The organism is Psychrobacter maritimus (assembly GCF_904846345.1).
In the GTDB taxonomy this organism is placed as follows: Bacteria; Pseudomonadota; Gammaproteobacteria; order Pseudomonadales; family Moraxellaceae; genus Psychrobacter; species Psychrobacter maritimus.
The window spans coordinates 332,467-350,193 of the sequence record NZ_CAJHAJ010000004.1 but is presented as its reverse complement, the minus strand read 5'-3'; the positions used below and the strand labels follow the sequence as shown (position 1 = coordinate 350,193).

Here is a 17,727-nt window from a genome sequence, read left to right as displayed (position 1 = left end):
TCAGGCTCAACAACAGGTTCAGGCTCAACAACAGGTTCAGGCTCAACAACAGGTTCAGGCTCAACAACAGGTTCAGGCTCAACAACAGGTTCAGGCTCAACAACAGGTTCAGGCTCAACAACAGGTTCAGAGCTAACGTTGCTATCTATTGAATCTAACCTTTCATCATGGCTATGACTATAACCATCATATTGACTCAATTCCGCATTATCATAGCTTACGTTAAATGACTCGACCTCATTTTTATTTGGGGTCGGATAATCAGCATCATAATCTTGTAGCGGTGGTATTGATTCCGCTACTGGCTCTAACTGCGGTTCTAACTGCTGTTCTGGCTGCGTTTCTGATAGCGGCTCTGACATTACTGCTGATGTTGACACTAATGAAGACGCTGATGCTGAATGCTCATTAGTATTTAAAAGCGCATTGGTATTTGAAGCCTCAATAGTATTGGCATTTATTGATGCTGTATTGGGTTCATCTTTAGAGATAGTAGAAATAACTGTTTCTATCGAAGCGGTAGGATTAGGTAATACAGTATTAGATGGTATAGGGCTAGGTGGTATAGTGCTATCAGGTAGGTTCGCTAAAATCTCATCAACGGGCAAAGGGCGAAAAGCCAACAAACGTAAAATACACATCTCAAGCGCTTGCATCGGTGTGCTAGCAAGTTTAACGCCTTCACGTGCTTGCACTACGATTTCATAATATAGCTGTAAGACGTCAGGACTCATATGCTGCGCAAGCTGATTAATCTGCTGCGCTTGTGCTTCATTGACGTTAAGAGCAACTTCAGGTAACAGTTGCGTTAATGCCAATTGATGTAACAGCTCAGCCAAGCCATCAAACATACTGGTCGCATCGACCATTTGTGCACGCATCTGCTCGATATGAGTGGCAACCGCTGATTTATCATGATTATAAATATCTGTGATTAAACGCACCAAATCAGCCGCATCAATTAAGCCAAGCATGGCATTAACCGTCACATCATCTAATGCACCTTGCCCAAAAGCAATCGCTTGGTCGGTCAATGATAACGCATCACGAACTGAACCTTTTGCGGCACTGGCCAATTGCCAAAGCGCAGGCTGTGTATAACCTACCTGCTCTTGGGTTAAAATATTGGCTAGATGTTCACTGAGTAAACTTTGCGATAAAGGACGCAGCACAAACTGTAAACAACGCGAGATAATCGTGATGGGCAGCTTTTGCGGATCAGTAGTGGCCAACAGGAACTTTACATGCTCAGGTGGCTCTTCCAAGGTTTTAAGCAGCGCATTAAAGCTGTGTGTCGACAGCATATGCACCTCATCAATCAGGTACACTTTATAACGACCTTGGCTTGGCGCATAAGGGACATTATCAAGTAGCTCGCGCGTGTCTTCAACTTTGGTACGAGAGGCGGCATCAATCTCGATCAAATCAATAAAACGCCCTTGATCAATCGCCACGCAATTATCACAGACGCCACATGGGGTGCTGGTAATACCGGTATCGCAGTTTAAGCATTTAGACAAAATACGCGCGATAGTGGTCTTACCGACACCGCGCGTACCGGTAAATAGATAAGCATGATGCAGACGATTATAATCAATCGCATTAATCAGTGCTTGTGAGACGTGTGATTGTCCAATCAACTCGTGAAAGTTTTTGGGGCGATATTTGCGCGCTAAAACTTGATATTGCTGCGTCATAATGAATGCCAATGTGAGTAGTAATATAAATAAAGCTTCAAATCAGCGATTTAGCTTAAAATTCGGTATTGAAACCAGACATCGAAACTGGGTTCTAGCATAGCTTATGATTGCGCCCGTAACTCAGCCAATTGCTCATACAAACGCTGGGTATTGGCATCGATAAGCGAGCCGTGCTGATGAAATGCGTCAAGATGAACCTCAGTATTCACGCTATCTTCACAAGGTCTGACGTCGACACCGATTAAAAACAGATCTTGCATGACCGGCTGCTGCATTTGGGCATTAAGCTCAAATAACAAATCTTGATGACCAGCACGTACCTTATCGGCACTTAACGAGCTGTTATCATCTTGCGCATAAAACACCATCAGATAATGACGCCCAAAAACATTATAAGAGTGCTCATGGCGCACATAACCATTCCAGCGTGAATCTTGGTCAATCGTTCTGTGAGCCAAGATTTTTTCTACCAAACAAGCGTAGGTATACATCGACTCGTCGACCAAAATATCAACCTGCTCTTTTGGCAGTGGCGTACCGGCGTCATAACGCTCTCTGACTAAGCTATTAAAAAGCTGATACCACATGCGCGTGTTCTTTTGAATCTCTGCCATCAATGCTTTAGCAAATTCCGCTTGCTCAGGCTCTGCCGCTTTTAACAATCGTGGTTCAATCTGCGCTATCAAGTCATGGCCGACCAATTGTTCTTGAACCTTAATCGCCCTTTGATGAAAATCTGGCGACTGCAAAAACTGTACAAGCAAGGTTGACTCATCTTTAAACGATTCAAACCCTGTCAGCTTACCGCGGTGAAAGTCTAGAAATGCCGTCAAATCACTGGGCGTCACCAATTGCTTGAGTATCTCAGTGAAGTTCTGATAGCTGAATACTTGTAGGACACTTTCTTCATCGTCCAAATCTAGCACACAGTCTTCCGCAAAAAACTGACTGCCATATTCATAGCCAACCGCATAAGAGACCGCCTCTGCAGGCTTACTCTGGTGGTTATTACGATAACTATTCTGATAGCTATTGTGATAAGTACTCTGAGCGCTGTTTTTTTCAGCAATGTCTTGATGCTGAACCGAAAGTGCGGTCAAACCAATAAAATAAATCGCCTTGTCTGCCGTTGTGTCAGATGCCGATTCATTTTTAGATTTGTTTTTAGATTCATCTTTATAGGCAAGCGCCTTATCATTTTTAAGATACAGCTGAGCATGTTGCTTAATCAGCTGATTGACAACGTCTTTTCTCCACGTACGCACCTGAGTACTATCGATATCCTGCCTATCAGCCTGTATCGTCACATCATTGACGATAAGGTAGACCACGGCATTAGAAAACTCAAAAACAAAATCATAACCCTGAAGATACTCAGGGTCAGTGATTTTGTCTGGGGTTAAGTCGTACAAAGATAAAAAATTCTGCTGAATCATCTGCTGCCAAATCGACGCTGGTACTTGCTGAGTGTCCATAATATCCCTATACATAAGGTCTCATAAAGAACTTGAGACCATTCCGTTAAAAGTAGAAAGAGCCTTCTTATGTTCAGTTTAGTCCCAGCGTGGATTTATGGCAAGTAAAGCAGTCTAGCTTTCATGCTTGCGGCGCATATGCGGGAATAAAATCACATCACGAATACTGGCCGAGTCCGTAAATAGCATCACCAAGCGATCGATACCAATACCCTCGCCTGCTGTTGGCGGTAAGCCATAAGATAAGGCTTCGATATACTCTTCATCAAAATGCATCGCTTCATCATCGCCAGCGTCTTTTTCAGCGACTTGACCATGGAAGCGCTCAGCTTGATCGGCAGGATCATTAAGTTCACTAAAGCCATTCGCCAACTCACGACCACCGATAAATAGCTCAAAGCGATCGGTAATCTCAGGATTGTCATCGTTACGGCGTGCCAGTGGCGACGTTTCAGCAGGGTATTCTGTAATAAAAGTCGGCTGACGTAGCTGATGCTCAGCAGTTTCTTCAAAAATAATAGTCTGCAATTTGCCAACACCAAAGACGTCTTTTACTTGTTGTTTAAGGGTCGTTGAAGCATATTCTGCAAGATAGTCACGGTCATTAATGCGTGCCATATCGAAGTTTTCTGCATACTTAGCAATCGCATCAGACATCGACAGACGCTCAAAAGGCGCTTTTAGGCTAATTGCTTCCTCTTGATAAGTCAGCTCAGTGGTGCCCAAAATGTCCATCGCCAATTCGTTAAATAAGCGCTCGGTCAAATCCATCAAGTCATGATAGTCAGCATACGCCTGATAAAACTCAATCATGGTAAATTCAGGATTATGACGGGTTGACACGCCTTCATTACGGAAGCTACGGTTAATCTCAAATACTTTTTCAAAACCACCAACCACAAGGCGTTTCAGATATAGCTCAGGCGCGATACGCAGATATAATGGCATATCTAGGGCATTATGATGGGTCACAAACGGACGAGCAACCGCACCACCTGGAATCGGATGCATCATCGGTGTTTCAACTTCCATAAAACGCTCATTCAACATAAACTTGCGAATACCGCTGATAACTTGGCTGCGTATCACAAAGGTGTCGCGAGTTGTCTCATTGGTCATCAAATCAAGATGGCGATTACGATAGCGCGCTTCAACATCGGCTAAGCCATGAAACTTATTTGGCATCGGACGTAGCGCTTTCGTCAATAAATGAAACTCTTCGATATGGACATATAAGTCGCCTTTTCCAGAACGACCGATATAACCAGATACACCAACGATATCACCCAAATCTAGCGATTTAATCGTCGCCAATGTCTCTGGATCTAGCTGTTTGCGTGCCACATATAACTGAATACGACCAGTCATATCTTGAATAACAATAAATGCCCCACGGTTTAGCATCACGCGACCGGCAACGTTTACCTGAGTTTTTTCACCGTTAGCAATTTTATCTTCGATTTCTTGCTTTGAGATACCATCAAAAGCCGTTTGCAAATCCTGAGCGTAATCTGTGCGCTTAAAGGTATTAGGATAAGGCTGCTTACCTGACGCCGTGATTTCATCTAGCTTAGCTTGTAGTTGAGCAATCAGCTCGTTCGCATCTTCTGGAGTTTGCTCTTGATTCTGGTCTTGATTGTTGTGCTTTGACATAATACTCTCAAAATTATTAGATAATTAAAGGAATAAACGAAGTAAATTAAAATAAGACGTTCAAATAAAACATATAAATAAGGAAGCTCAATAATACTTATTGATTTTTCATACTAAAAAGCGCTAGAACTAATCGACACAAATAGCAGGCTGTGCCACGCCCTTTTCAATCGTTTGATAACAGCCAAACGTGCTGCTATCACTGGCGCATTGCCCTGTTTGATTGTTGGTATGTGAATCTATAAATTCACCCGTGTTTTTGCATTGTCCTTGGCAGTCAGAACCATCTTGGCAAACCTTGCCGGCATCGCTATAAGACAGCACACACTGATAACAGCCAAGCCTACCTTGCTGCAAAAACGTTCCACCTTTTACGTCACATGCTTGTACCAGCTCATTAGGCGGGTATACGCATGCTTGATAAGCAAGCGGATCAGCTGTTGCAGCGGATGCGGTGCTCTCAGAAGACGATGGTGTTGGTGGCGCTGTCGAAGTTGCGGGCGTTACGCTACAAGCAGATAACCAAAACGCCATAAGCATAGCCAATATAATTAACACCATGCCATTAAAGGATTGCTTTGAAGCTAACCAGTTATTTATCATAATCGCTACCTTAGTTTTACTATTATAAATAACTGGCTTATCGGCATGGTTTACGGCTTTTAGCTTAATCAGCTTTTAACCGTTAACTGTCTTAATCACCGCCGCCGATACTGGCCATCAAGTCTGCTTGGTGTTCGCGTAACAGCGCATCGAGGATTTCATCCAAGTCACCTTCCATAATCGAATCAAGCTTATATAAGGTCAGGTTGATTCGATGGTCAGTCATACGACCTTGCGGGAAGTTATAAGTACGAATGCGCTCTGAGCGATCGCCGCTACCGACCAAGTCACGACGTATTGAATCCGCCACATCGACCTGCGCTTGTACTTTTGCTTGTTGGATTTTGGACACCAGCATTTTCATCGCATGCGCCCGGTTTTTATGCTGACTGCGTTCTTGTTGACACTCTACCACGGTACCGGTCGGAATGTGCGTCAAACGTACCGCAGAGTCCGTGGTATTAACGTGCTGACCACCGGCGCCACTTGAGCGGAAGGTATCCATTTTAATGTCTGCAGGATTGATATCAACCGTATCATCAATCTCAACCTCTGGCATAACCGCAACCGTACAAGCCGAGGTATGGACACGACCTTGGCTTTCGGTTTCAGGGACACGCTGTACGCGGTGAGCGCCCGACTCAAACTTTAAACGACCATAAACGCTATTGCCCGACACACGGGTAATAATCTCTTTATAGCCGCCATGTTCACCCTCATTAGCCGACAGAATATCTACCGTCCAGCCTTGCGTTTGGGCATACTTTTGATACATACGGAACAAGTCACCCGAGAAAATCGCCGCTTCATCACCGCCCGTTCCCGCACGAATTTCCAAGAAAGCAGGCACTTTATCATTAGGGTCTTTTGGCAACATCATGACGTTAAGCGCTTCTTCCATCTCGACAATGGTGTCACGGGCACTGTCAATCTCGTCCTGCATCATCTCTTTCATTTCAGGGTCTGAAGCTTCTGCTAGCATCGCCTCTGCATCCGCTTGATCCGTTTCTGCACGCACATAGTTCTGCCATAAAGTAGTGATATCCATCAAGTCACTATGCTCAACGGACAATTCACGGAACTTATTATTATCGCTGATGACACTCGGGTCTGATAATAAGGCGGTGACCTCTTCATAACGGTCTACCATCTGGTCTAAACGCAGGCGTAAGGATTCTTTCATAAAAGGACTTTTTTAAAATGAGTAAAATAAGAGAGTGATTATAGCAAATTTTTGCGCTTAATTTAAAACCTCTAAGCAATCTTGCCATAATATTCGCAAACTGGCTGTTTTATCGCAGATTATGCCTAAATATTAGCCCCTAGCTTCATATTAGCCCATAGCTCCGCGGCCAATAAGAAATCAGTAAACATAGCGCACAAAAACAGTCCAGAAAAAGCTATAAATAGCGGACATAAAAAAATAGCTAAGAAAACTCTTAGCTATTTTTGCGGCTATTATGGTTATCAGAAAACCTTAACGAAATATTAAACTTTACGAACCAACACTGAACCGATTGAGTAACCCGCACCAAATGAGCAAATCACGCCCAAGTCGCCAGATTCTAGCGCATCTTTATAACGATGGAAAACAATCATCGGACTGGCAGAGCTGGTATTGGCAAATTCATCAATAACACTTGGCACAATGGCTTTATCGGCATCACGTCCAACGACTGTGCGCAAAATTAAATCAAGCATATTGGCATTGGCTTGGTGTAGCCACATCATCTTGATGTCACTAGCTTGCAGCTCATTGTCATGTAAATGCTCAGTGATAATCTCAGAAACCTTTGGACAGACTTCACGGAATACTTTACGACCATTTTGCAAAAACAGCTTATCGGTGACAGGCTCTTTGATATCCGGATACATCTCAGTCTGCGCCGCTAAGAACTCAGAGCGGTCCATAAAGCCATATTCGTTTTTAATGTTTGTCGAAAATTGCGTAAACAGCTTGGCGTTTAAAATCTCATAACCTTTTGGCGTATCAAGCTCTTCAACGATAGAAGCGGTTGCCACATCACCAAAGATAAAGTGGCTATCACGGTTGCGCCAGTTTAGATGCGCTGAGGTAATCTCAACGTTGACCACAGCAACGCGTTTAGCAAGACCCGACACGATTGAGCCATGTGCTTGCGATAGACCAAAAGTCGCCGCACTACAAGCCACGTTCATATCATAAGCAAAACCACCAACCATACCGATGGCATCCTGAATCTCGATAGAAACCGCAGGATAAGTACGCTGAAAATTTGAGCAGGCAAGAATAATACCATCTAAATCATTGGCCTCCAGACCCGCGTCAGCTAGCGCATCTTTTAGCGCTGCCGTGCCCATTTCTGCCATGATAGACAGCTCTTCACCCAAATTGCGGTAAGGGATGACCGGTGCCATAATTTCAGGATCTAAGATACCGTCTTTTTCCATCACATAACGTGATTTGATGCCTGAGACTTTTTCGATAAAAGCCGCTGATGAAGGCTGAAGCGCAGTAACCGTTCCTGCTTCAATCTCATCAGCATGCTTAGCATTATAATTTTCAACATATTGGTTAAATGAATCAACCAGCTCTTCATTACTGATGCTATAAGGGGGAATATACAGGCCAGTGCCCGTGATACAAGTCGTCATGATGCGCTTCCTTGTCTACTACGATGGTGCTTGCAATAAGCATAAAAGTGGAGAAAACAACAGTCGTCTAATTTTCGGTGAATAACTGTAAACTTAAAATAAGTGCCTTTATTATGCCTGAATAATATAATTTTTCTAATACTTTGTTACAAATAATCAGCTTCTTGACGAGAATAAGTAAAGATTGGCTTCATTTCCCAACAGCTGCGCTATAATCAGCGTTCATTAGCATGGCTTGATCGCGTTATTTTATTCAATATAGATTCGCTTGTTTGCGGCTAATTACCAATAACTGGCATGGATTTGTTAAATTTTTATCAACTTAACTGATATTATCCACTCTTTCTTTTTACTTTTTGACTTTGGAATAGCAATGGCGGAACTCCTAAACTGGCTATTCGGGCAATATGCCGACTACCCGACCCTATTTATTACCTTAGAATTGATTGCGGTAATCTTTGGGGTAAGTAGCGTTTTACTTGCCAGCAAGACCAATATTTTGGTTTTTCCTATTGGGCTGGTCAGCACCGCCATCTTTGTCTATCTGCTGTGGAAATGGCAATTATTCGGTGATATGTTTATCAATGCCTATTACAGCGTCATGAGTATCTATGGTTGGATAAACTGGACGCAAAATAAAAACAATATAGAAATTAAAAAGCATCAGGATCATATAAATCCAACCAGCCAGCCGCAAGATGAGCGCGGGCAAAATACGGATGCTCAATATGCTATTGAAGTTGAACATTTAAGCAAAAAAGATGTGCCCATATTGAGCGCACTGGCGGCGGCAACCATTGCTTTTGTCGCTTTGGTCTATTATTTCAGACCCGTCATCAATAATAACTTTAGCTTTGATGGCGCGGTATTGGGCTTGCATTTATTTACGTGGGTTGATTACACCGATATGCTGACCACGGCGCTGTTTTTAATGGCAATGTGGCTGATGGCACGGCGCAAAATTGAGCACTGGCTACTTTGGATTATCGCCGATGCTATTTCCGTACCGCTGTACTTTTATAAAGGTCTGACTTTTACGGCGCTACAATATGTAGTGTTCACTCTTATTGCAATCTGGGCATATTATGAATGGCAACGACGCTACCGCCTGCAATCTCACGCAGCATACGCCTAAATCCGTTATTAATGTCGCCATACTAGGGGCAGAAAGTACCGGCAAAACCACGTTATGCCGCGATTTGGCCGCGCATTTTGGCTGTCCATGGGTGCCAGAATATATGCGCACTTATCTGCAAGCAAAATGGGATAATGAGCAGCTGACCTGTACTTGGGATGATTTATTGCCTATCGCGCAAGGTCAGATTGAATTAGAAAACAAACTCGCTCAGCAAGCCGCGCAAACGTCTGATAGTAGCTACTTATTCTGCGATACCAGCTTGTTTGAGCTGATGGTGTATTCCAACTGGTATTATGACGATTGCCCTGAGGCGCTTACCCAAGCGGCATTGGCACACCATTATGATTTAATACTCTTAACCGACGTTGATATCCCATGGGTTGCCGATGATTTGCGTGATAGCCCGCATCAACGTGAAGATATCAGCGCTTATTTTACCAGTCAATTAACCTTGCATAACAAGGCTTTTCAACGTATCGGTGGTGATAGAGAGGAACGGGTTCAGCAAGTGGTAAAACTATTAACGTCATTAGTATGGTTTTAGCAAATAAGAATGCTTAGGCTATTTAACGCAGTCAGGTTGTTTAACAAAGATGGTTAAATGCTGTGTCGCTAACCATCTAAAACTATCTAATAATTTCGTTGTTTAACGCTTTCGCCCAGTTTTTACAGTCATTCTGACAGCGTTGGCATACTTGATTGGGATTTGAGATAAAGTCCACATAGCCGCAATACATACAAGCATAATGCACATCTGGCTCTATCTGTTCGACAGGCTGATACTGCTTAGGGAAAAGCGGCAAGCCATAGCAGGTGTCCTCAGGCGAACATAACAATAAACTAAATTCACCATCTGTCTCAAGTAAGCCGGTACGCACTTGCCCTAGATGCTCAACCCCTTGCTGGCGCATTTCAGCAAAAAACTCATCGTGCGACATTTCGCCCTTTTTTATCTTATCAAGAACCAACATACTGTCCTCGACAATATAAATCGCTCTCCCTTCTAGCAAGTCTTCAAAAGCTTGGAATTTCATCATCGCCCACGTACACAAGCGATAAAGCACAATCACCGTACTCATAATCAGTACCGCTTGGATAATGGGCAAGTCCTCGGTGAACATCGGGTCACCAGCGATAGAGCCAAGCGATAAGATAATTGTCAGCTCAAAGATAGACAGCTGCCGCACGCCGCGCTTACCGGTAAAACGTAAAAACAAAATAATAAGCGTAAACATCACAATGACGCGTATGAGTATTTCGGCGGCAAATGCCCATGTGGTGTCATAAATAAAGATACTTGCCCAATCCATGTGTTTTTCCTTGTTATTATTTTTTGGCAGGATTAGCGCAGCAAAATTGCTCAACGTACTTCTGTGCTTAACACATACTGCTTTGCTTAACGCCGCTCTATTTTATGCAAAAACTCTGTTAATGATTGTAGGAATTATTTTGAAAGCTGCCTTATATACGATAACCGCCTTAATAGCCTTTGCCGCCAACTCATTGCTTTGTAGAATGGCATTGGCAGACGGTGCGATTGATGCTTGGAATTTTACCGCTATCCGCTTGCTAAGCGGCGCCGCTTGCCTTGGGCTAATCATGATGGCACAAGCTCACTATTTAAGACGAACCAGTTTAAAACAGACGGGCAACTTTGACCCTACTGTCTTAACAGATAAAGGCGATTGGCTCAGTGCTATCAGCTTAGTGGTTTATGCGCTGTGTTTTTCAGTGGCTTACCAAGCGCTTGATACTGGCACGGGCGCGCTTATTTTGTTTGCAGTCGTGCAGCTCACGATGATTGGTTGGGGAATTTATAATAAAGAGCCACTCAACCGCATACAGTGGCTAGCGCTTTTGATAGCATTGATAGGCTTTATCTACTTGATGCTGCCGTCCGCGGCAACGCCTTCCTTATCTGGCGCGCTGATGATGGCAATAAGTGGTGCCGCTTGGGGTATCTATAGCATACGCGGCAAAACCTGCGTATCGCCATTAAGAACGACGGGCTTTAACTTTCTAAGAAGCCTAGTTGCTGTGCCGATATTGGCACTGATCGGTGTGAGTTACCTCTCAACCATAAGCATGACAGGCGTCATGCTGGCGGTCGCGTCAGGTGCTATCGCCTCTGGCATCGGCTACAGTATGTGGTATGTGGCCATGCCGCTGCTAAAAACCACCCAATCTGCGGTGGTACAGCTTTGTGTCCCTGTACTGGCAGCAATTATGGGCGTGGTGTTTTTGTCCGAGCAGCTCACCTTAGAGTTTATTATCGCAAGCTCGGTTATCTTGGGCGCAGTATTGGTATTTGTCTTAAATAAAAAGTAAGGAAAAACAAAAGTTTGATAACAGAACCATGACGGGCTGATAGCAAGCAAAGCTTGACCAGCCATGTGTTTTAGTCATAAATCCGCTAGCCGATGTTACTTTCCTAAGCTCGAACCACAACACGAAATTACATTTTTTGTTGTATTATACCGCCTAGCGTAACAAATAAAATTCACACCAATTTTGATAGATATTGAGAGATATTATGAAAAAATTATTAGCCGTAGCGCCTTTTGCTGTATTACTAGCTGCTTGTGCAACCAGCGCACCGACCACTACTACACCAACGACCAATCCTCAGCAAGTGGTTCAATCATTTACTTGTGAAGACAACGGTCAAGTAACTGCTGCATACACTGCAAACGGTCAAGCTGCTAACCTAAACGTTACCTTGCCTAAAGTTGGTTTGACCAATGCAAAAATCACCATGAAGCAAGCGGTATCAGGTTCTGGCGCTCGTTATGTAAACGATGTGAACCCTAAAACCACTTATGATTGGCACACCAAAGCTGATTTTGGCATCATGACCATCAAATCAGACAACGGCCAAGAGTACCAAGTTAACTGCAAACTATAATTATAAATAATGCATGGTAGTTAAATGCATTATAGTTATTTGAATAAAATCCGTATTTTCATTCAAATCTATTTAAAAAAATCTATTTGAAACAAAAGAGCCAGTAGTCAAACTACTGGCTCTTTTTATGCATACCATCTTTTATGTGAAATAAAAAAATTGCTTAAATACGCTATATATTCAAGCAATTAAAAGCCATGTCATTTTTATATTTATTTATAGTTATTAGAGCAACGATTAAATTAAAGCCATTAAACCACAGTCACATGCAAGCGTACGTCTACATTGCCGCGTGTAGCATTGGAGTATGGGCAAACTTGATGAGCGGCTTCGATAAGCGTTTGCGCTTGGGCTTCATCGATACCAGTTACTTCGATATACAGATCGATATCTAAGTTATAGCTGCCATCAGCTTTCATGCCAATACCAACTTGGGTAGAGGTTTTTGATGCAGTGATTGGCAGTTTCATTTGTTGAGCTGTCAGGTTTAAGGCGCTATCGAAACAAGCGGCGTAACCCATGGCAAAAAGCTGTTCTGGATTGACGCCCTTTTTGTCCTTTTCTTGAAACGAGACCAAATCAAAACCTAATGAGCCATCGTCAAGACCCGTATGTCCAGAACGACCACCGGTTGCAGTGGCGCGAGTTTTATAAAATATTTTCATGATTGATTCCTCAGCTATATCTTAGATAGTTTATTGTGCTTAACGCTACTATTAGCGCTAGCATCAGCAGTAGCGCTTGGTCATTTTCAATAAAGCTATTATAGGAGTATGTAGGACAATCTGTTAGAACATAGCTCCAAACGTCTTGCCTAATTCTACAAACATCTATAGTATCGAGCAATTAAATAAAATAAGAAAACCTAATGAACCAATCAACTATTGAGCAACTACTCTCCCTCTTGCCTAGAAACCAAACCATTGAATCTGCTATTTCAGGCTTATTTTTTTACTGTGCAGATAAACCCAGTAAAGCCATCAGTTATATCCAAGAACCCAGTATTTGTATCGTCTTGCAAGGCGCACGTGAGATTTATTTGGGTACAGATTGCCAAAAGTTTGATAAGAGCAATCTGATGTTTTGTCCGGTCAATATTCCTTTAAGCATGCATATAAAGCACGCATCGGTAGAGCATCCGGTCATTGTGCTGTCTATGAAATTAAACCTTGCCATGATTGGTGAGGTTTTAGCAAAAATACCGCCCAAACAGCCCGAAGCACTTAAACCTGCTAATCACTTAGGAATAAAGTGGCAATTGGACAGCACCATACTGGGGGCATTTGAGCGCCTTATACACTTGCTTGATTATCCAGACGATATCGACTTTCTTGCCTCATTAATTCAGCAAGAGATTTACTATCGCCTGCTTATAGCAGAGCAAGGCAATAAACTACGCCAACTGGTAGTCAATGGCAGCCATACGCACCGTATCACCCAAGCTACCGATTGGATAAAGACGCATCTAAATGAGGCAGTTGTTGTAGAGGAATTGGCCAGTCGCTGCGGTATGAGTGTTTCGGGGTTTCATCATCACTTCAAAGAAATTACTCAGTTAAGCCCGTTACAATATCAAAAGAGTTTGCGACTCATGGAAGCCCGGCGTCTGATTCAGGCAAATGACTCTCAGATATCGCAAATCGCCATGCAAGTTGGTTATGAAAGCCCGAGCCAATTTAGCCGAGAATATAAACGGCTATTTGGCATCAGTCCGAGCGGTGAATTGCATGCCTAGAATTAAGTACTTATGATTAAATACTTGTAACTAAACAATTAGAATGAATCGCCAGCCCACTATTTATATCCATAAATATAGTCATTATCTGTATTATCACAACTGACAATAACGTTTATGAATTAGCGTTTAAATTTATGTTTATCTGTTTTTTTGGCAATAAACTGTACCACCGCACTCAAACCTTGATGGCGCGTACCTTCTAAAATCATGCGCTGCTTTTCGATACCCGTTATTTCTTCTAGCTCTGCCAGCTCGGCACGCAAGACTGCTAATGAACCAAAGCGCTCTTTTTGCGTTGCAGGAGGTCCGCCGACAGCATTCATGGTTAGCTGCTGTTCGGTATAAGCCTCAAGGAGAAATATCCCATTCGGCTTTAACGCTGTTACAATCTGAGCGTGAACGTGCTGGCGTATGGCTGTAGGCAAATGTGCCCAGATAGCAACGATACCATCCCACTGTGCTTCGCCAAACTCATAGTCGGCTAAATCGGCAACCTGCGTCTTAATCTCCACACCTCTATCTTGCGCCAGCTTTAATGCCTTATTCAAACCTACTTCAGACATATCCATGGCGGTCACTTCGTAGCCTTGCTCCGCCAAAAATACCGCATTTCTACCTTCGCCTTCAGCCAAACATAAAACCTTACCACCTGCTGTTATTTTCTTAAATGTATCTCTTAAAAAATCATTAGGTTCGGTACCAAAGATATACTCTGCTTCGTTATAGCGCTCGTTCCACATATCTCATTCCTTTAGTATATTATTGCTTAGGCTATTTATAAAATATGTATATAAATAGCGAGCAAATAAACAGTGAGTGTAGAAAACCATTGACTTTACCCATGTATTCATAATATAACATATATAATATATTCATTATTTCGCATTTATTGAAGTGCTTCTAATTGACGTGCTTCTAATTGACGTGCTTCTAATTGACGTGCTTCTAATTGACGTGCTTCTAATTGACGTGCTTCTAATGGAGTAGAAAATCACAAGTATATTGGGGAGGAAGTCACATGATTCGTTTAAGCTACACCCTCAAATGTTGGGCATTAGGTATCATGTATTACTTGGGATTTCACTTCATTGTCTTATCAAGCAATCCTAACTTTGCAAAATATATCTATATTTTGGCCATCAGCACCCTACTCTTCCCGATTGCTAAGCGTGCCGTCGATGTCGTTTCGGACTTTATCGCCCCTCATACGATTATCTTTAATGGCTTATTATCGTCATTATTAATCAATATTGTGATTTGGCTGTTGACGCCATTTATCGTCGCCTTGACGCTTATCGCCTTCTTGTTTTATGGTATGGGCGTGCTTACGGAAAATATAAGAGCAAAACCCTAAACCCTAAACCCTAAACCTGAAACCTTAAACCTGAAACCTTAAACCTGAATATTTAGCGTAATCATTAGAGCAAAGACAGAACGCCTCGTCTTTGCTTGATAATTTATAAGGCATAAGGTGCAACGCTTTATCGCTTTAATCGTCTAAACATAGTACAGTAGATACCTGCCTATGTTTTTACTCGTGCTTATATCAGTAATTATCGTTGCTAATCACTTACCCTACCATACTTACATAGCTTACTTCCCCTACTTGATTGAGTGTAATCTGAATTAAGGGTGAGGGCTTGGGTTAGCATTGCACGGCAGTTAAGCATATGGCTCAGCCCATTTGCCTAATCACAAGCATTTATCATCAACCGTTTATGATATAAACTTTTTTGTTTTATTATGCATAATACAATAAATATTCATTATTAATCGCCTTGTAAAAGGCTTATGCTTGAATGTTGATTGAATTGATTTACCAATGTGATGCAACCACTGTCATTTTAATAAATGACGGTCTCACTGCGTCTTAATCAGGGCTTTTTATTGAAAGGAATTTTATTGAATGACTACTGCTACTCGCCAAGAACATGATCTACTCGGCTATCGTGACGTCCCTGCTGATGCTTACTATGGCATCCAAACTTTACGTGCTTTTGAAAACTTCACCGTCAGTGGTGTGCGCTTAAATCAGTTTTCTACCTTTATTCGTGCTTTTGCCACCGTTAAAAAAGCGGCGGCTATCGCCAATAACAAAGTAGGCGTACTAAATGACACGGTTAAAGACGCTATTGCAGCGGCGTGCGATGACTTAATCGATAATAAATATCACGACCAGTTTATCGTAGATATGTTCCAAGGCGGCGCAGGTACGTCAACCAATATGAACGCCAATGAGGTGATTGCCAACCGAGCACTAGAAATCCTCGGTTATGAAAAAGGCGACTATCAACATGTGCATCCAAATAACGATGTCAACCTGTCACAATCGACCAACGACGCCTACCCTACGGCGATGAATGTTGCTTTGGACGATTATTGCGTGCGCCTGTTAGATAAGATGGCTATATTGCACACAAGCCTGAAGAAAAAAAGCGTTGAGCTTGCCGATCAATTAAAAATGGGTCGTACCCATTTGCAAGACGCCGTACCTATGACGGCAGGTCAAGAGTTTAATGCCTTTGCAACCATGATCAAAAAAGAGATGGAGCGCATCGAAGCTACTCGCGCGCTATTTCATGAAATCAATATGGGTGGTACAGCGATTGGTACCGGTTTGAATGCCCCAGCGGGTTATTCTGAAGAAGTTGCCAAGAGCTTATCAGAGCTGACTGGCAGACCTTATTATATCGCTGAAGACTTGATTGAAGCAACGCAAGACACCAGTGCTTATGTTGCACTGTCTGGCAACTTGCGTCTGTTTGCCGCCCGTTTATCTAAGATTGCCCATGACTTACGTTTGCAGTCTTCAGGTCCGCGTGCAGGTTTGGCGCAATATCGCTTGCCTGAAATGCAGCCGGGTAGCTCAATTATGCCGGGTAAAGTAAACCCGGTTATCCCAGAAGTGGTCAATCAAGCTTGCTTCCATGTGATGGGTATCGATCATACTATCGCTATGGCGTCAGAAAATGGTCAGCTACAGCTAAACGTTTTTGAGCCAGTGATTGCCTTTAACTTGTTTACCGGTATGAGCATGCTTGCCAATATCTGTGAGATGTTTGCTACTCGCTGTATCGATGGTCTGATGATGAATAATGAGGCGTGTAGCGTCGAGGTATTCAATAATATCGGACTGGTCACTGCGCTGAACCCGCATCTTGGTTATGATGCGTCTTCTTTTGTCGCAAGAAGAGCACAAGAGACTGGTGGCAGTGTTTATGACATCGTATTAGAAGAAAAACTGATGGATAAAGAGACGCTAGATGATATCTTGTCTCCTGCCAATATGGTTTATCCAAAGGTTAGAGCATTGCTATAGTTTATATATAGTTAAATAAAAAGGCTGGGTTAGCGATTGCTAATCTGGCCTTTTTTTATTGATAATGAGGGTTAGTTACTTAGAATTGGAAGGTGCATCCATTCAATAACTTGCACTATCAAAACTACACGCAAATTTCACGGACAGTTATTTGATTTTGATATTTGCCTAGAGGGCCATATTTACCAATAGAACTGATTTTGCCAACGACGCAAGTTTCGAAATATTTGTAATAGCCTTTTTGATTGAAACTCTTCGAATCTTTCATTAATAATTGCTTTGGATCTGACACGTAGTAAGTGATGTCATTAGAGGCCAACTCATAAACCTCAAAGCTTCTTTTGAAGTCGCCCCGTAACTGCACTTCTTTTTGCACGCTTGTTGGCGTCAATTCCTTCACGTTTTTATTATTACTGGCTTGTGTTTCATCACAGCCCGTAATAATAAATATAGTTGATGCAAATCCTAATATTATCAGTCTAAATTTAATCATTATTTTTTATCCTGCTAAAAAAATTACATCAATCTATTGTGTAAAGCCCAGAAAAATTTGGTGTAAAAC

17 protein-coding genes are annotated in these 17,727 nt (G+C 42.5%); 7 read left to right on the top strand and 10 right to left on the bottom strand.

Features of this window, described 5'->3' with window-relative positions; all coding sequences use genetic code 11:
• The 6 genes from dnaX to JMX50_RS07970 all read right to left on the bottom strand — a co-directional run.
• Nucleotides 1–1,697 (bottom strand): DNA polymerase III subunit gamma/tau (gene dnaX, locus JMX50_RS07995; protein ID WP_201629124.1); only part of this gene is annotated, 1,697 nt, incomplete at its 3' end.
• Between the two features lie 104 nt (nt 1,698–1,801).
• Entirely contained in the window at nt 1,802–3,175 is a 1,374-nt protein-coding gene (locus tag JMX50_RS07990; RefSeq protein ID WP_201629123.1) for a hypothetical protein, read from the bottom strand.
• 114 nt (nt 3,176–3,289) lie between these two features.
• Nucleotides 3,290–4,828, bottom strand: coding sequence for a lysine--tRNA ligase (gene lysS / locus JMX50_RS07985; protein ID WP_201629122.1), 1,539 nt, complete (start codon nt 4,826–4,828; stop codon nt 3,290–3,292).
• Nucleotides 4,829–4,957: 129 nt separating this feature from the next.
• A complete protein-coding gene (locus JMX50_RS07980; RefSeq protein WP_201629121.1) occupies nt 4,958–5,431 on the bottom strand; it encodes a hypothetical protein in 474 nt (157 codons plus the stop codon).
• Between the two features lie 91 nt (nt 5,432–5,522).
• Nucleotides 5,523–6,614, bottom strand: coding sequence for a peptide chain release factor 1 (prfA, locus tag JMX50_RS07975; RefSeq protein ID WP_201565006.1), 1,092 nt, complete (start codon nt 6,612–6,614; stop codon nt 5,523–5,525).
• Nucleotides 6,615–6,919: 305 nt separating this feature from the next.
• Nucleotides 6,920–8,065 (bottom strand): beta-ketoacyl-ACP synthase III, encoded by a 1,146-nt coding sequence (locus tag JMX50_RS07970; protein WP_201565005.1) that lies wholly within the window; start codon nt 8,063–8,065, stop codon nt 6,920–6,922.
• A gap of 373 nt (nt 8,066–8,438) precedes the next feature.
• On the opposite strand from JMX50_RS07970, the gene pnuC reads away from it, so the two are divergent.
• Nucleotides 8,439–9,200, top strand: a complete 762-nt coding sequence (gene pnuC / locus JMX50_RS07965) for a nicotinamide riboside transporter PnuC (RefSeq protein WP_201629120.1) — start codon at nt 8,439–8,441, stop codon at nt 9,198–9,200.
• On the top strand, nt 9,151–9,747 hold the full coding sequence (locus JMX50_RS07960) for an AAA family ATPase (RefSeq protein ID WP_201629119.1): 597 nt from the start codon (nt 9,151–9,153) through the stop codon (nt 9,745–9,747). Before pnuC ends, JMX50_RS07960 begins: the two co-directional genes overlap by 50 nt.
• Before the next feature lie 82 nt (nt 9,748–9,829).
• Here JMX50_RS07960 and JMX50_RS07955 read toward each other — a convergent pair whose 3' ends face one another.
• Nucleotides 9,830–10,513, bottom strand: coding sequence for a DUF421 domain-containing protein (locus JMX50_RS07955; RefSeq protein ID WP_201629118.1), 684 nt, complete (start codon nt 10,511–10,513; stop codon nt 9,830–9,832).
• Between the two features lie 139 nt (nt 10,514–10,652).
• Here JMX50_RS07955 and JMX50_RS07950 point away from each other — a divergent pair, with 139 nt between their 5' ends.
• Together JMX50_RS07950 and JMX50_RS07945 are read left to right on the top strand one after the other, a co-directional pair.
• Complete coding sequence (locus JMX50_RS07950; RefSeq protein WP_201629117.1) at nt 10,653–11,531, top strand: DMT family transporter; 879 nt, start codon at nt 10,653–10,655, stop codon at nt 11,529–11,531.
• A gap of 205 nt (nt 11,532–11,736) precedes the next feature.
• Complete coding sequence (locus JMX50_RS07945) at nt 11,737–12,108, top strand: MliC family protein (protein ID WP_201625954.1); 372 nt, start codon at nt 11,737–11,739, stop codon at nt 12,106–12,108.
• 251 nt (nt 12,109–12,359) lie between these two features.
• Here the strand turns inward: JMX50_RS07945 and JMX50_RS07940 are convergent, their stop codons facing one another.
• Nucleotides 12,360–12,773, bottom strand: coding sequence for an organic hydroperoxide resistance protein (locus JMX50_RS07940; RefSeq protein WP_201629116.1), 414 nt, complete (start codon nt 12,771–12,773; stop codon nt 12,360–12,362).
• A gap of 203 nt (nt 12,774–12,976) precedes the next feature.
• Here JMX50_RS07940 and JMX50_RS07935 point away from each other — a divergent pair, with 203 nt between their 5' ends.
• A complete protein-coding gene (locus JMX50_RS07935) occupies nt 12,977–13,843 on the top strand; it encodes an AraC family transcriptional regulator (protein ID WP_201629115.1) in 867 nt (288 codons plus the stop codon).
• A gap of 122 nt (nt 13,844–13,965) precedes the next feature.
• On the opposite strand, the gene JMX50_RS07930 is transcribed toward JMX50_RS07935, so the two are convergent.
• Nucleotides 13,966–14,586, bottom strand: coding sequence for a class I SAM-dependent methyltransferase (locus JMX50_RS07930; RefSeq protein WP_201629114.1), 621 nt, complete (start codon nt 14,584–14,586; stop codon nt 13,966–13,968).
• A gap of 278 nt (nt 14,587–14,864) precedes the next feature.
• Here JMX50_RS07930 and JMX50_RS07925 point away from each other — a divergent pair, with 278 nt between their 5' ends.
• Both JMX50_RS07925 and JMX50_RS07920 read left to right on the top strand, forming a co-directional pair.
• Nucleotides 14,865–15,200: a hypothetical protein gene (locus tag JMX50_RS07925; protein ID WP_201629113.1), complete on the top strand. Its 336-nt coding sequence runs from the start codon at nt 14,865–14,867 to the stop codon at nt 15,198–15,200.
• 552 nt (nt 15,201–15,752) lie between these two features.
• Nucleotides 15,753–17,165: an aspartate ammonia-lyase gene (locus JMX50_RS07920; RefSeq protein WP_201620297.1), complete on the top strand. Its 1,413-nt coding sequence runs from the start codon at nt 15,753–15,755 to the stop codon at nt 17,163–17,165.
• A 124-nt stretch (nt 17,166–17,289) separates the two neighbouring features.
• On the opposite strand, the gene JMX50_RS07915 is transcribed toward JMX50_RS07920, so the two are convergent.
• The gene (locus JMX50_RS07915; RefSeq protein ID WP_201564995.1) at nt 17,290–17,658 is read right to left on the bottom strand and encodes a hypothetical protein; all 369 of its coding nucleotides are present in this window, start codon (nt 17,656–17,658) and stop codon (nt 17,290–17,292) included.
• Between the last annotated feature and the right edge of the window lie 69 nt (nt 17,659–17,727).

Bases quoted from the DNA above. Each gene is read 5' to 3' on its own strand.
- JMX50_RS07960 (WP_201629119.1), top strand. From the start codon at position 9,151: ATGAATGGCAACGACGCTACCGCCTGCAATCTCACGCAGCATACGCCT.
- JMX50_RS07935 (WP_201629115.1), top strand. From the start codon at position 12,977: ATGAACCAATCAACTATTGAGCAACTACTCTCCCTCTTGCCTAGAAAC.
- JMX50_RS07945 (WP_201625954.1), top strand. From the start codon at position 11,737: ATGAAAAAATTATTAGCCGTAGCGCCTTTTGCTGTATTACTAGCTGCT.
- JMX50_RS07925 (WP_201629113.1), top strand. From the start codon at position 14,865: ATGATTCGTTTAAGCTACACCCTCAAATGTTGGGCATTAGGTATCATG.
- pnuC (WP_201629120.1), top strand. From the start codon at position 8,439: ATGGCGGAACTCCTAAACTGGCTATTCGGGCAATATGCCGACTACCCG.
- JMX50_RS07930 (WP_201629114.1), bottom strand. From the start codon at position 14,586: ATGTGGAACGAGCGCTATAACGAAGCAGAGTATATCTTTGGTACCGAA.
- JMX50_RS07920 (WP_201620297.1), top strand. From the start codon at position 15,753: ATGACTACTGCTACTCGCCAAGAACATGATCTACTCGGCTATCGTGAC.
- JMX50_RS07980 (WP_201629121.1), bottom strand. From the start codon at position 5,431: ATGATAAATAACTGGTTAGCTTCAAAGCAATCCTTTAATGGCATGGTG.
- lysS (WP_201629122.1), bottom strand. From the start codon at position 4,828: ATGTCAAAGCACAACAATCAAGACCAGAATCAAGAGCAAACTCCAGAA.
- prfA (WP_201565006.1), bottom strand. From the start codon at position 6,614: ATGAAAGAATCCTTACGCCTGCGTTTAGACCAGATGGTAGACCGTTAT.
- JMX50_RS07915 (WP_201564995.1), bottom strand. From the start codon at position 17,658: ATGATTAAATTTAGACTGATAATATTAGGATTTGCATCAACTATATTT.
- JMX50_RS07955 (WP_201629118.1), bottom strand. From the start codon at position 10,513: ATGGATTGGGCAAGTATCTTTATTTATGACACCACATGGGCATTTGCC.
- JMX50_RS07970 (WP_201565005.1), bottom strand. From the start codon at position 8,065: ATGACGACTTGTATCACGGGCACTGGCCTGTATATTCCCCCTTATAGC.
- JMX50_RS07990 (WP_201629123.1), bottom strand. From the start codon at position 3,175: ATGGACACTCAGCAAGTACCAGCGTCGATTTGGCAGCAGATGATTCAG.
- JMX50_RS07940 (WP_201629116.1), bottom strand. From the start codon at position 12,773: ATGAAAATATTTTATAAAACTCGCGCCACTGCAACCGGTGGTCGTTCT.